Consider the following 16,897-nt stretch of genomic DNA (forward strand, 5'->3'; position numbering starts at 1 on the left):
GACTATTCTGGCTGATAACCAGACTGATTTAAAATTCCCAGGTAATCGTGATTCTCCATTAGCTGTTTCAAGGTCGTTTCTGGGTTTTTCCGCATGTAACTCCGAACAATCTGCCATCCCAACCAAGCGCCAACACGCCCTGGTGATTCGGTTGAAAAACTAGAGGTGTAGGGACCATCATCGACATAGCGTTTGATATCCATCCGGTTGGTAGAAAAGAGTAGGTTTTGCTCTGCCATATAACTCCACATGGCGGCCTCACTATTCTCGCAAAAAGTAAGTTGAGCACCAGTATAGCCAACAACCACGCTGTCGGGCGCATCTGGCATCATCGCCTCGACAAAATACAGCAGACTTCCTTGGTGCACCATGCTTTCAACTACTTTACTGGCTTTAGCACTAATTGGAAATTCCGTAGCTCCCCAAAAGTACATTGCATCCGGTACAATCTTCTGCGGATACATATTTCGAATTTTATAGGCCGGAATGCCCAGTCGTGGATAATAATAGGAATTAGCGCCCAGGTACCTATCCAAACTAATCCCAATCAGCGAATCGGCGACCACCACCGACTGGTTCAATCCACTTATGCAGGTATAAATGTTCGGAACCACCTTTTCTGGAAAGTAATAATGATAATGCTTGAATGCCTGCTGAAATTCATCAGCCAACTCCTCCCGGTCAATCAGCTTATCTGTTTGCTGTTTCAAGTTCACAATCATCGTATCGGCAACAAACGACTTTAATTGGGGCAAAAAATCCGCTTGCTCTGGTCCACCTATCCCAATCATATGGAAGTTGAACAACTCAAAGAAACGCCCATATTCTTGCTCTAATTTCGGAACGGTCATTTCTAGTTGCTCAGTTGTCTCCAAAAGCGCCTTATCATACGACTTGAACTCCTGAGTGATTTCGATATCTGAAACATCAATCTTCAATGGATTTCGCTGACAAGCAAAAACACTTACTAATATAATCAACACTAGGATCCAGCAATTTCTCATCTTCTGTTCTTTTGATTTTCCTCGGAGTGAATAAAAGCCCCGACTGTTTTTAATCGGGGCTACACCTTTAACTCTTCAAACTAACAAATATTTCACAAAAGAATCAATTTCTGACACCTTCTCTTTATAAGATCATTCTTGTTTCCAAGCAGAATCAATCACTTCCCAAAGTTCAGCTTTTACCTGCTTCCTCACCTGATTCGTTTCCGTTGTCAGCTCATTCATCATTTTTCCCGGATGTGCCTTCTCAAAGGCCTCCATAATATCAGCTGCTCCCAATTTCGAAAAGTCAGCATAATAGTCAACTGTTACGTAATCGTAAGGCATCCCAGCGCCCATCGGATAAACGCATTCCCACAACGACCAGCCCGACCTTGTTCCAGCATCCACCAAAGCCTGATGGACGGGCTTCCAAACTTTACGTTCATGCTCAACATAGGCGCCGCCATTGCCGGGCTTCACTTTCATAAAATTAACCTGAATGTACTTAAAGTCTCCCGGTCCGCCTTCCGGATAAACAAAGTCATCCCGATACAAAAGCTGTTTCCGAACCAACTCCCGACTGCTTAAAGTTTCAGCGAAAGCTTTGTCCAGATCTTTTCCCGGATGGACCTTTTCCATATCGACTTGAAACGTGTGTTCCAGCTTGGCCGGATCATCAAAAAGCGCCGCAGTAACAAAGTTATACTCATCGTCGCTTCCCGCATAATGAATGGCGTAAAGCACCCAGCCGACAATCTCTCCCTGTTTGATTCGCTCCTCGTGAATTGGCTTCCAAACTTCCTTCTCCAATTCTACATACTTCGCTTCATCGCCCTGCTTGACTTTCATAAAATCAACTACCACAAAATAGTTCTTGCTTTCCTGAGCTTGACTTTTCAACACAAAAGCTCCCATAAAAAGACTTAATACTAAGGCAAAAAGAGTCACCTTCGACATCGCAATTTTTCTTGTTCTCATTGTAAATCCATTTTAAGTTAACCCACTAGTTTCTAGAATAAGTTACGACTTATTTAGATCAAATAAAAATAAAACATCCACCCAAAACACTAACGCACAGCAACTTAAAATAAAGTTCATTAAAGGCAGATAACATAGACAAATGCTATGTTACAATTTATAGAGAAGGGTGATAAACTGCCCTGAAACGTTCAAGAAAAGTGTGATTGACCAAACAGAATTGCCTTTTTAAATAGAATATTCGAGATTTGCAGATACAAAAATGCAAAGAACAAGCGTTCTCTAAGTCAGAAAACAAACAGCTATGAAACAGAAATATCAAAAATTGTGGATCATTATCCTGCTTATTTTCGCAGGTCAGGCTTCTTGGGCTCAAGGAAAAACGGAGCTGTCTTTTACGGCAAGCCCAACCATTAACTGGCTATCATCAGATCAAAAAGGAGTTGAAAGTGGGAAAGTCACCCTTGGCTTTAACTACGGAGTAAATGCCGATTTTTATTTTGATGAAGGCAACCGCTATGCATTGGCAACAGGGCTTCTAATTAACAGCACCGGCGGAAATCTTCGCTATTACGACAATTCTGATGATATCCAGTTTTCCAGACATACTTTTGACTCCGGCACCACTTTTCGTTACCGCCTAAAATACATTGAAGTGCCATTGGCTCTGAAGCTGAAAACCAGCCAATTCCGTCGTTGGTCATATTGGGGACAATTCGGGTTCTCTGGAATGATCAATATCCAGTCTAAAGGAGACAGCAGCAATGACCTCCTGGATAAAAGCAATATCAATGACGAAGTTAAACTATTCAACCTTGCACTAAACATTGGTGTTGGTTCACATTTCGATTTGGGAGGCAATAATGCGATTGATGTAGGAATTGTTTACAAAAACGGTTTTATGGATGTCACCTCCAACAATCAGTTTAAGGATAAAACCGATCTTAATTCGCTGATGTTAAAACTTGGCTTGGTTTTCTAGAAATCAACCCGTTTTTTCTCTTTTTCAATTATTTTTGCTCTCCAAAGCAGATTGATCATCAAATGAGCCTCAAGAGTTCCCTATCTGACTAAAAAAGCAGATGGGGCATTGACACATTTGAAAACATAGAATTTTAAATCAAATGAAAATAGCACTTGCGCAACTGAACTACCACATTGGTAATTTCGAAGATAATGCCCGAAAAATTATCGAAGCGATCCAGAAAGCTGAACAGCAACAAGCCGAGCTGGTTGTCTTTTCAGAATTAGCCGTAACTGGATATTATCCTCATGATTTGCTCGAACGGAAGGAATTTATCGAACAGGCGGAGCAAACCATCGAAAAGATAGCAAGTGCCTGTACCAATATTGCCGCACTGGTTGGTGCACCAAGCATCAATACCGACAGCGATGGAAAACAGCTTTTTAATTCAGCTTTTTTCCTAAAAGATGGACAAGTTCAAGCAATTCGCCATAAATCCCTGCTTCCAACATATGACATTTTTGACGAATACCGGCATTTTGAGCCCAACAAACAGTTCGAACTCATTGAACTCAATGGGAAAAAACTGGCCGTAACAATTTGCGAAGATCTTTGGGACGAGCAACCAACCCACAATGTGTTTGGCAAAAACAAACTTTATACCTGCTCTCCATTTGAAGAGTTGAGCAAGCTGAAACCAGATTTGATGATCAATTTATCAGCTTCTCCGTTTTCTCACAACCAAGCGAATTGGCGAAAAAATGTGTTGGTAAACAAAGCCATTCACTACCAATTACCCATTGTGTACGTCAACCAAATTGGCGCTCAAACTGAAATTGTTTTTGATGGAGGCTCTTGCTTTTTAAAAGCAGATGGAAGCATTCCGGTAGAGTTGGCCTATTTCCAGGAAGATTTTCAGATAATTGATACTGACAATCCAAAGGCACATACACAAGCCCAAACAGATTACATCGCCAAAATACATGAAGCCTTGGTGCTCGGAATTCGGGATTATTTCCAGAAATCCGGTTTCAAAGATGCTGTTTTAGGACTTTCCGGAGGAATTGATTCCGCCTTAGTTTGTGCCCTTGCCGTTGATGCCTTGGGCAAAGACCATGTTCGGGGCATCCTGATGCCATCAAAATACTCGTCTGATCATAGTGTTGCCGATGCTGTTCAGTTGGCCGAAAACCTGGGAATTCAATACGACACCGTCCCTATTCAAAATATGGTTAACGAGTTCGAGAAACAACTGGCCCCTCTCTTTGAGAACACACCAAGTGGCGTTGCTGAAGAAAATATCCAAGCCCGTACTCGCGGAACCTTGGTTATGGCCGTATCGAACAAATTTGGACACATACTCCTCAATACAACCAATAAAAGCGAATGTGCCGTAGGGTATGGAACCTTGTACGGTGACATGAATGGAGGACTAGCCGTTCTGGGCGATGTATACAAAACGGATGTTTACAAGCTATCGCACTACATCAACCGAGAGCAGGAAATCATTCCCATCAACAGTATCCAAAAGCCACCATCAGCAGAATTGCGTCCCGACCAAAAAGATACTGATTCGCTACCCGACTATGATATTTTAGATGACATCTTGTTTAACTACATAGAACTCAACAAGTCACCTCAAGAAATCATTGAAAAAGGCTTTGAGCAAGAAACCGTCAAAAAAATTATAAAAATGGTTAACCGAAATGAGTATAAACGGTTCCAAGCCCCCCCTATTTTAAGAGTAAGTTCGAAAGCTTTCGGCTTTGGCAGAAAGATGCCCCTGGTTGCGAAATACGACTAGTTCCAAAAAGAGTAAAAAAAACAAAAGCCCCTGTACACGAGGCCTGATGTGGCTCAGCGCTTTTTAGCATAAAAGATTTCTAAAACGTTTTTTATTTGTTAAAATTAGTTAACTTTGATGCTCTATAACATATAAAGTTGGAATATATGCTGAGTCACGAAATGGGGATTAAGGAGATGCTGGAAAATCCGAAATCGGTTTTCAGCCTTTTAACTCCTGAAGAAAAAGAACTACTGCTCAAACACATCACGTTGACCAATTTTAAGAAAAACGAATTCATTTACAAGGAAGGGGATAAACCAACCGGGTTTTCGTTTTTAATTGAAGGAAAAATCAAGATTTTTAAGGAGGGAGTCGGAGGACGTGAACAAATTATCCGGATGACCAAACCCAATGGTTTTATTGGGTATCGCGCGCTTCTGGCAGAAGAAATCCACATTGCCTCGGCAGTCGCTTTAGAAGACTCTTTAGCGTGCCATGTCGATTCTGGATTCTTTTTTAACCACATGCTGAAAAACTCGGACATTACAGCAAAGCTCTTACGGAAACTAGCTCGCGAACTTGGGTTCTCAAACAGCCGAACCGTTACCCTTACACAAAAGCACATCCGAGGCCGATTGGCTGAATCGCTGCTTTTGCTAAAAGAAAAATACGGCTTTGAAAACGATGGGGCAACTCTGAAAGTTTTCTTGTCTCGTGAGGATATTGCGAACTTGTCTAACATGACCACCAGCAATGCCATCCGAACTTTATCAACCTTTGCAGGCGAAAGAGTCATTGCCATTGACGGCCGGAAAATTCGAATCTTGGATTCACAGAAACTCGAACGCATAAGTAAACTTGGATAAACTGGTTTCACTAAAAACCAGAAAAAAGGAGAAAACAAGTACAAACTTGATTTCTCCTTTTTTATTTCTTCACCTTACGGCTTAAGTCAATTTTATTCTTGAGAATAAATGCGCTTCACACGCTGCGATATGCCTGTTAATATTTCGTAGGGAATAGTTCCAGCCCATGCCGCCAGCTCCGTTAAATGAATGTGCGAGCCCATTAACTCCACTAAATCGCCGGCTTTCACTTCAACATCAGTAACATCCAACATCGTCATATCCATACAAACATTTCCAATTACAGGAACTACGCAACCATTCACCCACATCTTGCCACCACCATTACTAAACCGCCGGTCATAACCATCAGCGTACCCAACCGGAACAACCGCTACCTTTTTGGGGTTTGCAACTTCCCCTTTACGCCCATATCCAACAGTCTCTCCCTCGTCAACTTCTTTAATCTGCGAAATCGTACTCACCCAACGGGCAACCGGACGAACAGATACGGCAGAAGTAGCCGCGACCCCGTAAAGCCCAATTCCTAAGCGTACCATCTCCATTTGAAATTCAGGAAACCGTTCGATTCCGGCGGAATTCAATAAATGCCGAATAACCGGATTCTTCTGCCTGGACACTACCTCCTCAGCTAAATCAACAAAACGGGTGTACTGTTCTTTGGTAAAGTCATCATGCAAAGATTCGTCGGTTGCAGCCAAATGCGAAAAAACCGATTGAATTCTCAAGGTATCATTTCCACCAACTTCCTCGGCCAGATGCTTCAACTCCTCAAGCTTGGAAAATCCCAAGCGGTGCATGCCTGTTTCTAGCTTAATGTGTATCGGATAGTCAGAAACAGCAGCACTTTGGGCTGCCCGATAAAAAGCTTTGAAAACCTCGACAGAATAAACGTTAGGCTCAAGGTGATAGGCAATCATCGCATCAAAGCTATGCGCTTCAGGATTCATTACAATAATTGGAACGGTAATTCCCGCTCTTCTTAACTCAATGCCCTCGTCGGCAACAGCTACTGCCAGGTAGTCGACTTTCTGATACTCCAATGCCCTCGCAATCTCTACCGTTCCGCTTCCATAGGAAAACGCTTTCACCATAATCATGATTTTGGTTCCAGGCTTGATCTGGCTTCTGAAAGCATTCAGGTTTTCAACCAAGGTGTTTAAACTAATTTCGAGCCTCGTTTGATGATATTTTTTTTGAAGAATTGCCGCCAAATCCTCAAAACAAAACTCACGTGCACCTTTTAGCAAAATGGCTTCATCGGCAAACAAATTATCAGGATGTTTATCCAATAACTCTTGAGTTGATGAGAAAAACTGAGAGGGTAATTGAAATACAGACCGGAACTTACCAATCGTTTCGCCAATTCCAATTAGCCGACTCACCTTATTCAGCATTAGCAAACGGTTAATTTCTGCATACAGTTGATCCGGAGGAAATCCTGACTGTCGCATATCTGATAAAACGACCGTCTTATGCTGTCGGCTTGAACTGGTTTGTTGCTCCTGAAACTGCAAAGCAATTTCCAACGAGTTGATATCAGAATTATAGAAATCATTAATCAGAATACAACCATTAATTCCCTCTTTCAATTCTAATCGCATCGCTATGGGCTGCAAATCTTCAAAAGCAGTTGCCAGCACCGATGAAAACCAGCCTTGCACCAAAATCAATGCTAAACAATGGCAAGCATCCTCAATGGAAGCTTCATCACAAAACGGAATGACCACCTGATGCTGAATTCCATCCCAAGCAAAACCAATCCGTGTTTTCTGCCCCTGCTTCTCTATACCAAAAAGCAAGTCAGCTTCTTGCTGACCTTCTATTGCCCAGGAAAACAACCGAGTTGACACCCCCTTAAACTTTTTTGCGACCTGCTGAGCAATCCAAGTTGTATCTGCTCTAAAAACCAACAGTCTTGCATTTTCAAAAAGCTGTAGTTTCTCCTCTAGTTTTTCTTCTAAGCTCGAGAAATTCTCCTGATGCGCATCACCTATATTGGTTAAAATACCCAACTCCGGACGAATTAAGCCAGCCAATTTTCGCATTTCGCCAGGCTTCGAAATTCCAGCTTCCAGAATTCCCAAATCAGCCTCTCCCTGCATACTCCAAATAGAAACAGGAACACCAACCTGCGAGTTATAACTCCTCGGACTTCGCCGAATACGAAACTGGTCTTGTAGCAAATCGAACAACCATTCTTTAACTACCGTTTTTCCATTGCTCCCCGTAACTGCCAATACCGGAAAGTCAAAATGATTCCGAACATCGGAAGCCAACTTCTGCAAAGCTTCCAAAGTATCTTTCACTTCGATAAAATGTGCTTGCCCAAACTCCTCAAACTCCGCTGGGAAGTGCGAAACAACAAAACAGCGCACGCCTTTTTCATACAACTCCGAAACGTACTGGTGCCCGTCATGCCGCTCACCCGCTAGGGCAAAAAACACAGTCACCACCGGATCAACCAAAGTCCGGCTATCAATAGCCACATTCCGAATATTAAAATCAGACGCTAAAGCGCCCTTCTGATAAGTACCATTAAGAATAGATCCTAATTCTTTTATTGAGAGATCACTCATGAGTCATTACTTTATTGTAGCAAACCCGACACAGCGGTTCATATTCCGTCTTTTCTCCCAGCATTACTTGCTTTTCGTTGGACACCAACCGATGAGAAAACTGAGCCACACTTCCGCATCGCATGCAAATGGCATGCACTTTCGAAACGTAATTGGCAATTGCCATAAGCTCAGGCATTGGACCAAAAGGTTTTCCTTTAAAATCCATATCTAAGCCAGCAACAATAACCCGAACACCCAAGTCGGCCAGTTTCTGGCACACCTCAACCAATCCTTGATCAAAAAACTGCGCTTCATCGATGCCAACAACATCAACATTCCCAGCTAACAACAAAATATTCGCTGAATTTTCTACAGGCGAGCTTGGAATCGAGTTTTCATCGTGTGAAACCACCTTTTCATCAGAATAGCGGGTATCAACCACCGGTTTAAAAATCTCCACCTTTTGCCGCGCAAACTGTGCACGCCTCAACCGCCTAATTAATTCTTCTGTTTTGCCTGAAAACATAGAACCGGCAATAACTTCAATTGTCCCACCGTTTTTATGATGGCTGACATCCCTTTCAAGAAACATTTACCGTGATTAGTTTTGGATTTTACTACTTTTACAAAAGTAACGAATTTGTTGGGTTAAATTGTTTTTAATTAAATATGGAAAAACAGAAATTAATACAAATCATATTAAAAGATTTAAGAGAATTAGATGATATAGCGGATGGACTGGGACGCTCTCAGGGCCTTTCGAATTTTGAGATTGATATTGCGCTAAGTAAATCAAAACTCATCTATCAGGAATTCCAATTTTTACAGGAAATAGAAAAACAAAAGGTTGAAATCCCTTCAATCCCCAAACCTGTAGAAGCTCCAGTAAAAGAAACTTTAGCAGATCATCCAGCGCCTCAAGTTGAAACAGTTGCTCAAGAAGAGGCGGAGGAAGAACGACCAACAGAAACACCAACAGCTGAAAAGCCAGAGACAGTTTCAGAAGAAAAAGTTGCGGAACAACACAAACCTGAAACAGCTTCTGAAGCAAGCATTACCGAGGAGGAAATTGCTGTAGAGATCAAAAATGAGCCACTGGAATCAACAACAGCGACAAAGGAAGCGATTGAAGTAGAGGAAATAGCAGCAGAATCTCCAGCTCCAAAAGAAGAACCACAAAAAAAGGACGATACAATCGATGAAGAAGAGCTAACAGAAGAGCCCACAGAACAAAAGATTGTAGGTGAAAATTTTGCCAAGGGAAAGTCGCTCAATGATTTGCTTCTTGAAAGTAAAACACTGGATCAGAAACTGGCTAACTCTCCAATCGAAAAGCTGGAAACTGCTATTGGCTTGAACGACCGTTTTCAATACACACGGGAACTGTTCAACAACAACCCGGAGCTATTCAGAGACACCGTAAAAGAAATAGATCAATCCACAAATCTGGAAGAAGCCGTAAGTTTTCTTAATTCAAATTTTAAATGGAAAAAGACGGAAACCTCCATTCAATTTGCACAATTAGTAAAACGTCGCTTCACAAATTAATTATGGGAAAACTATATATTGTACCAACTCCAATTGGCAATCTGGACGATATGACGCTTCGGGCCATTAAAGTTCTGAAGGAGGTAGATCTTATTTTAGCCGAAGACACACGCACCTCTTCGAAACTGCTGCATCATTTCGAGATTCAAAAAAAACTATTCTCACATCATAAGTTCAACGAACATAAAACCGTAGAAAACATTGCTCAACGCATCGCTGCCGGTGAAACAATCGCACTAATTTCCGATGCCGGAACCCCTGCGATCAGTGATCCTGGCTACCTCTTAGTAAGAGCCTGCCTCGACCACGATGTTGAAGTTGAATGTCTTCCCGGAGCTACGGCTCTAATCCCTGCGTTGGTCAATTCTGGTCTTCCTAACGACCGCTTCTGCTTCGAGGGATTTCTTCCGCCGAAAAAAGGACGCCAAAAAAAGTTAACCCAACTTGCCGAAGAAGAGCGCACCATGGTTTTCTACGAATCGCCTTACCGCTTGGTAAAAAGCCTGGAACAATTTGCCGAGTTTTTTGGGGCAGAACGCAGGGCCTCTGTTTCGAGAGAATTGAGCAAACTCCATGAAGAAAACCAACAAGGCACTTTAACTGAATTAGCTGAGCACTTCAAATCCAAAAAGGTTAAGGGAGAAATCGTCATCGTTGTTGAAGGCAAACAGCAACAAAAGCAAAAAACTGACGGTTCACCAAAAGAACAAAAGAGCTGAAAACAGATGATCACATTTTCATACAACTTAGATTTTAGAAACCGTCTGTCTTACTCAGTAGAATATAAGAGTAGAACTCGAAACTGAATGTCCATGAGAAGATACGACCACTTATTTTTTGACCTCGATCATACTCTTTGGGACTTTGAAACCAATTCAAGGCTAGCCATGCAGCAAACAATTCTCGAGCTAAAGCTGGAGTCCCAAATAATCGATTTTGAACAATTCATTCACTATTACGAACAGATCAACAGCCAGCTTTGGGAATTATACAGAAAGCAAGAAATTAGAAAACCGGAACTCATCAGACAACGATTTGAGCAAACGCTTTCCCATTTTGAGATTCATGGAACTGATCCGATGGTCATGAACGACCACTACCTCAAACGAATGCCCCTGCAGAAGAAGCTCTACCCTAGAGTTATTGAAACACTTGAATATCTCCAACAGAAAGGCTATCAAATGCACATCATCACCAATGGCTTTACAGAAGTACAGCATCAAAAGATTGAATCCAGCGGACTAAGCCCTTACTTTCAGCGTGTTTTTATATCTGAAGAGATTCAGGCTCCAAAACCTGACAAACGTATTTTCCAATACGCCCTTTCATCATGCAATGCCAAAAAAAATAGAAGTATCATGATTGGCGACTCCTGGGAATCGGATATAGAAGGTGCTCGCAATTTCGGAATCAGCCAGATATTCATAGATAATACTAGCAGCTTCCCTCAAAAAATGCACACACACCCTAATAAAAACTCATTTACAAAGACATCACCCCCTAAAAACACCACCCACATCATTAAAAGCATCAAAGAACTAACACGATTACTCTAATTCGAGATTTCTTAACATCAATTTAAACTTCCCCCATATACAAACCAAAGTTCTAGAAAGACAAAGCTTTAGAATTACAAATTATCAACATCGCCGTTCTGGCAACCAAAGTAAAAGCCTCCGGAGCCTATACCGTACGTCTGTTAAGCAATATCAACAATTTACTTACAGTTATATTTTTTTACATTTGCAATTGTTGCATTTTAAAAGAAAGAGAAACTCAAAGCTTTCATTTTAATCCACCAGCACTAAAAATGAAGCAACTTAAAAAAATAAATTGGTTGTTTTATAACATAAGACAGAACAAGCAGAACAAATAATCAAACCCTTCAAAAGAACATAACAACGAAATAAAAAAATGCAAAAACTAATAAAATTTAGCACAAGAAAAATCTACAAGAGAACAACTTACAAACAAACAATACGAACAAATGTCTAAAGATGATTAATTATATATATTTACATATCTAGTAAAATTACTCATGAATGTCATTTCATTACACCTATGACATTTGTCAATTAATCAATCAACTTAACATTAAAATTTTCATGATTTTGCCTTTTTTCTAATTTTGTAATTGTTAATTTTTTTTAACATTTCACAAATAGTTTAAAAGAAGAAGCCAGAAATGGCTTAACAAACAACAGAGGGGACGGCTTATTTGGGGGAATAATCGTCTCTGACTTCAAAAACAAAGGGGAACAACAAATTCACATTCACCTCTCCTTAGAAAGAAAAAGTAAAAGAATTGATGCTGTTTATTTATTAAAATTATTTCTATGAAAAAAATCGCATTACTGCTTGCAATTTTTGCAATTGGCTTGCAGTCCCTATGGGCTCAAACCAAGGAAATTACAGGTACAGTAACCTCTTCGGAGGATGGAAGCTCAATACCAGGGGTTTCTGTGTCTGTCAAAAACACCACCTTAGGAACAATTACCGATCTTGATGGAAACTATGTATTAAAAGTACCTCAAGATGCAACGACACTTGTTTTTTCATTTGTTGGAATGCAAACCCAGGAAGCTGAAATTACAGGTACCACAATTAATGTAGCCCTAGAATCTGATGTTGTTGGAATCAACGAAGTTGTTGTTACTGCACTGGGAACAAGCCGGGCTAAAAAATCTCTGGGATACGCCTCACAAGGAGTAAGTAGTGAAGAACTAACTGCGGCAAATTCAGTTAGCCCGATTTCATCACTATCAGGAAAAGTTGCCGGACTGCAGATTTCCGGACAAAACTTCTCCGGATCTCAGAACATTCTAATCAGAGGTGCTAGCTCTTTCAGTCAAAACAACCAACCATTATTCGTTGTAGATGGAGTCCCCATCAGCAACGAAAACTTCAATACCACAAGCACTCAAAACGGAGGCGGTGGCTATGACTATGGATCAATGACCAATGACTTGAACTCATATGATGTAGCCAGTGTCGAAGTACTGAAAGGAAGTGCGGCTTCTGCGCTGTATGGTAGCCGTGGTCAGAATGGAGTGATCATGATTACCACAAAATCAGGAAAAGCTGGGAAAAAATCTTTTTCTGTAGAAGTCAACTCTGGAGTCAATTTCGAGACCGTTTCTATTTTGCCAAAACAACAGAAACAATACGGAGGAGGCTACGGATTTGAAACCGTGTCCATCGAAGGGAAAGACTACCTCATCCCAGACTACGCCGTAGATGAAAGCTGGGGACCAAAGTATGAAGGCCAAGAAGTTCTACACTGGTGGGGCGTTGCAGATTACGAACAAGGCATAACAAGCACCCCCCAAACGGCTCCTTGGGTTGCCCCTAAAAATGATGTAAAATCATTCTACGAAACAGGTGTTTCCTATCAAAACTCACTAAACGTAGTTACTACAAGCGACCGTTCTGCCCTGAGAGTTGGCTACACAAACGTCAACATGACAGGTATTGTACCAAACTCCGAGCAAGAAAAACACAACTTCAACATCAACGGACAATCATCTCTATTCGAGGACATCATCGAGTTGAATGCCAATTTGAATGTAATCAAAACAGAGACTATGGGGCGTCCTCAATTTGGATATGGAGACAACTCACAATCACAAAAATTCTTCCAGTGGGGACAACGTCAGTTAGACTTTGACAAACTAAAAGACTACATCAACCCAGACGGGACACAACGAGTATGGAACCGGAAATCTTTAACGAATCCAAAACCCAACTACTCAGACAACCCCTACTGGACCGCCTATAAAAACTACCAAGATGACGATCGCACAAGAATCTTCGGTAAAGCAGGACTGAAAGCGAACATTACGGACTATTTAAGTGCGTCAGGTAATTTTTACTACGACACCTACACATTTAATCAAAGAGAACGTGTAGCAAAAGGTTCACAAGCCCTTTCAAGCTATTTGCAGATTAACCGCCAAGCAACAGAAATTAACTTGGAAGGAAAATTAGAATTCAACCGCAATTTCGAAGATTTCAGCGTACTTGCAATGCTTGGTGCCAACACCCGCAAGAATGATTATTCAAGATTCGAAGGAGAAACAAACGGAGGCTTGGTTGTAGACGGACTTTATAACTTAAACAACTCTGCCAACCAACCGCTACTGGATGATTTCAAACGAGAAATTCAAGTTAACAGCTGGTTTGCATCTGCTAGTGTTGGCTACAAAGACATGCTTTACCTTGACGGAACATTCCGTAAAGACTACGACTCCACTCTTCCAACAGGTTCGAACGAATATTCCTACTCTTCTGTTTCTGCCAGCTTCTTAGCATCAGAACTTTTAGAAGTTGATTGGTTGGACAATTTAAAAGTTCGCGCCAATTACGGAGAGACAGGTAACGGAACAGAAGCCTACCAAGTATTTAATACTTATCTCATCAGCGATCCATTCAATGGAAGCCCTCAGTTCACCAATGACGATCGCCTAAAAAATCAGAATCTAAAACCTGAGCTGACCAGCGAAATTGAATTCGGAATTGAAGCTGCTTTCCTAAAAAACAGAATTGGATTTGATATCAGCTACTATAATCGCGACACCAAAAACCAGATCGTTCCAATTGAAGTAAGTGGAGCCAGTGGCTACGTAGAGCGAGTAATCAATGCAGGAAAAATCAATAACAAAGGGGTTGAAATTCTGCTGTATGGAACTCCGGTTAAGATCAAAGATTTCTCCTGGGACATCACGTTAAACTTTGCTAAAAACCAAAACGAAGTCCTTGATTTACCTGAAGGCCTAGACAAGATCCAGCTAGCAAGAGCTCCTTTTGGCGGCGCATACATCAATGCTGTTGAAGGAGCAACATTCCAGGAAATTTTCGCCTATGACTATGTTCATGACGAAAAAGGCAATAAAGTTGTTGGCGAAGACGGCATCTACCTAACCTCCGGAGAACTAACTTCCGTAGGATCCGTGCTTCCAGACTACACAGCCGGGATTCACAATTCTTTCAAATACAAGAATTTCGATTTTAGTGCACTCATCGACATCTCCGAAGGTGGAAAGTATTACTCGATCACCAACATGTGGGGAATGTACTCAGGAATGGCAGAAGGCACTGCAGTTCCAACATCCAACGGAAACACCATCCGCGAAGATGGCATTATCTTACCTGGCGTAAAAGAAGACGGTTCTCCCAATACAACATCAATCACAGCTGAAGACTGGGGAGTATCTCACTATCATGGAAATGGAACCCCCAGTGCAACCAGTATCTTTGATGCTTCCTATATCAAACTTCGTGAAGTCACTTTAGGTTACACCATTCCAAAATTTGTTGACATCATCGAATCTGTCCGCCTATCCATTTATGGGCGAAACCTTGCAGTTTGGGGATTAGACAACAAGGGAATTGATCCAGAAACGGTCGTTGGTGGATCTGGGAATATTCAAGGACTTGAAGGAGGAATCATTCCTGCCACACGCTCTTTTGGATTCAACCTAAAAATTAATTTCTAACAATATTAATACGATAAATATGAAGACATTAAAATATATCACACTTTTCTTCGTAGGCGTCTTGCTATTTTCTTCCTGTGAGGTTGACTACTATGGTGATCCAAACAATCCAGAAATTGCACCTACATATGGAATCATGAACCGTGTCCAAAAAAGATTCATGGACGACACTCGTGACGAATGGTTCTCCGGGCGTCAAATGTTATTATGGGTTCAATACTGGAATCAGGTAAACTACACTGAAGAAGACCGCTTTCAATATCGTGAAACCGTCAACCAAGGAGCTTGGGACGACATTTACAAAAACGCTCAAGACCTGAAAGACATCATCACCCTTAACACAGACGAAGCAACTAAAGGAGACATGGCTCAGTTTGGAGCAAATGTCAACCAAATTGCCGCTGCCAGAATCATGCTAACTTACGTTTATCTTCAAGCAGTTGAACTCTGGGGAGACGTGCCATACTGGTCATACGGAAGCGACAATCCATCCTTCCAAGCCAATCAACTAAAGGACAATGGCATCGATCGGCCGGCCTACGCTAAGCAAGAAGACATCTATGCAGACATGCTCAAAGAACTCGATGAAGCCCAACAAAGCATCATCACTTCTGAAAACATGATTGATGGAGATAACTTCTTTGACGGAAATGCAGCTCAATGGAAAAAGTTCGCAAACTCTCTTCGCTTAAGAATAGCCAACCGAATCAAAGACGTTTATCCAGCAGCTGAAAGCCACATTACTGGTGCCATCGCCGCTGGAGTGATGGAATCAAACGAAGACAACGCAGGAGTAACCTACGAAGACAATGCAGTTAACGGAGCTCCAATGTACAGAGCCTTCGTTGTTGAAGCTCGTACAGACTTTGCTCCTTCCATGCAATTTGTCGAGTTACTTCAAGGAGAAAGAGGACCTTTCGCCGTTGAAGATCCTCGTCTTGACCTATTTGTCGCAGACAATGAAGATGGCTTTAAAGTAGGCATCCCTTTAACTGAAGCTAACGAAGTCGTTACCTCATTTAAAGCCGAATCAATGCCAGGGGACGCCATCCTAAGCGCAGATTATACCGAAATTTACATGGAGTATGCTGAAGTGTGCTTCATCATGAGCGAAAATAACAACTGGGATCAAAGCTGGTATGAAAAAGGAGTTAAAGCATCTCTTGATCGATGGGGAGTAGATGCTACTACAGCAGACGATTACATTGCAAATCTTCCTGCTGCAAGCGAGGAAACAGTCATGATGCAAAAGTATATCGCACTTTACATGCAACCAATGGAGGCATGGAGCGAATATCGCAGAACGGGCTATCCCAACACATTAGTACAACCAAACACTCCTTATGAGTACACTTGGCCAACTGCTGACGGGACAGCAACAGAAACCTATGAATTCAAACCAATAGGAGGACTAACTGACGTTCCTGGAAGAAACAAATACCTTCTGAACGAAGCCAGCATCAATGACGACAATGTCAAAGCCGCTGCTTCATCCATCGGAGGAGACAAGCAAGACACTCCACTTTGGTGGGCTAACTAAAAAAAGACTAGGACTGGAGCAGGCACTTCTTTCTCCTTCAATTTCAAAGAAAAGTTCTCAGTAACTACCTCTCCAGTCCTTCCTTTAATAAAAAAAGCAATATTTTCTATAACATATGTTGTAAAAAATATTGCTTTTTTTATTATGTATTATTCTTTTTAAACCCCAGTAAA

General features: G+C 41.5%; 12 protein-coding genes. 8 read left to right on the plus strand and 4 right to left on the minus strand.

The annotated features are described in order from the left end of the window. Nucleotides 1-2 precede the first annotated feature (2 nt). Together gldB and BM156_RS00120 are read right to left on the minus strand one after the other, a co-directional pair. Nucleotides 3-1,004 (minus strand): gliding motility lipoprotein GldB, encoded by a 1,002-nt coding sequence (gldB, locus tag BM156_RS00115; RefSeq protein ID WP_093917790.1) that lies wholly within the window; start codon nucleotides 1,002-1,004, stop codon nucleotides 3-5. 132 nt (nucleotides 1,005-1,136) lie between these two features. Next, nucleotides 1,137-1,964, minus strand: a complete 828-nt coding sequence (locus BM156_RS00120) for a hypothetical protein (protein ID WP_093917791.1) — start codon at nucleotides 1,962-1,964, stop codon at nucleotides 1,137-1,139. Between the two features lie 304 nt (nucleotides 1,965-2,268). Between BM156_RS00120 and BM156_RS00125 the strand changes: the two genes are divergently transcribed. From BM156_RS00125 to BM156_RS00135, 3 genes are all read left to right on the plus strand, one after another. Further along, nucleotides 2,269-2,946, plus strand: a complete 678-nt coding sequence (locus BM156_RS00125) for a porin family protein (RefSeq protein WP_093917792.1) — start codon at nucleotides 2,269-2,271, stop codon at nucleotides 2,944-2,946. A 142-nt stretch (nucleotides 2,947-3,088) separates the two neighbouring features. Further along, entirely contained in the window at nucleotides 3,089-4,732 is a 1,644-nt protein-coding gene (locus tag BM156_RS00130) for an NAD+ synthase (protein WP_093917793.1), read from the plus strand. Between the two features lie 146 nt (nucleotides 4,733-4,878). Further along, a complete protein-coding gene (locus BM156_RS00135; protein WP_243745411.1) occupies nucleotides 4,879-5,580 on the plus strand; it encodes a Crp/Fnr family transcriptional regulator in 702 nt (233 codons plus the stop codon). A gap of 92 nt (nucleotides 5,581-5,672) precedes the next feature. Here BM156_RS00135 and BM156_RS00140 read toward each other — a convergent pair whose 3' ends face one another. Together BM156_RS00140 and BM156_RS00145 are read right to left on the minus strand one after the other, a co-directional pair. Then, nucleotides 5,673-8,159, minus strand: coding sequence for a bifunctional UDP-N-acetylmuramoyl-tripeptide:D-alanyl-D-alanine ligase/alanine racemase (locus BM156_RS00140; protein WP_093917794.1), 2,487 nt, complete (start codon nucleotides 8,157-8,159; stop codon nucleotides 5,673-5,675). Next, a complete protein-coding gene (locus BM156_RS00145) occupies nucleotides 8,152-8,733 on the minus strand; it encodes a thymidine kinase (protein WP_093917795.1) in 582 nt (193 codons plus the stop codon). Before BM156_RS00145 ends, BM156_RS00140 begins: the two co-directional genes overlap by 8 nt. A 77-nt stretch (nucleotides 8,734-8,810) precedes the next feature. Between BM156_RS00145 and BM156_RS00150 the strand changes: the two genes are divergently transcribed. The 5 genes from BM156_RS00150 to BM156_RS00170 all read left to right on the plus strand — a co-directional run bounded on the left by BM156_RS00150 (nucleotide 8,811) and on the right by BM156_RS00170 (nucleotide 16,724). Continuing rightward, a complete protein-coding gene (locus BM156_RS00150; RefSeq protein ID WP_093917796.1) occupies nucleotides 8,811-9,689 on the plus strand; it encodes a hypothetical protein in 879 nt (292 codons plus the stop codon). Nucleotides 9,690-9,691: 2 nt separating this feature from the next. Then, nucleotides 9,692-10,408 (plus strand): 16S rRNA (cytidine(1402)-2'-O)-methyltransferase, encoded by a 717-nt coding sequence (gene rsmI / locus BM156_RS00155; RefSeq protein WP_093917797.1) that lies wholly within the window; start codon nucleotides 9,692-9,694, stop codon nucleotides 10,406-10,408. Nucleotides 10,409-10,501: 93 nt separating this feature from the next. After that, nucleotides 10,502-11,245 carry a YjjG family noncanonical pyrimidine nucleotidase gene (locus BM156_RS00160; protein WP_170846808.1) on the plus strand — a complete coding sequence of 248 codons (744 nt, stop codon included), beginning with the start codon at nucleotides 10,502-10,504 and terminating at the stop codon, nucleotides 11,243-11,245. Between the two features lie 780 nt (nucleotides 11,246-12,025). After that, complete coding sequence (locus BM156_RS00165; RefSeq protein WP_093917799.1) at nucleotides 12,026-15,184, plus strand: SusC/RagA family TonB-linked outer membrane protein; 3,159 nt, start codon at nucleotides 12,026-12,028, stop codon at nucleotides 15,182-15,184. A gap of 19 nt (nucleotides 15,185-15,203) precedes the next feature. After that, a complete protein-coding gene (locus BM156_RS00170) occupies nucleotides 15,204-16,724 on the plus strand; it encodes a SusD/RagB family nutrient-binding outer membrane lipoprotein (protein WP_093917800.1) in 1,521 nt (506 codons plus the stop codon). The last annotated feature ends 173 nt before the right edge of the window (nucleotides 16,725-16,897 follow it).

This window comes from Sunxiuqinia elliptica, assembly GCF_900113005.1.
GTDB lineage: Bacteria > Bacteroidota > Bacteroidia > Bacteroidales > Prolixibacteraceae > Sunxiuqinia > Sunxiuqinia elliptica.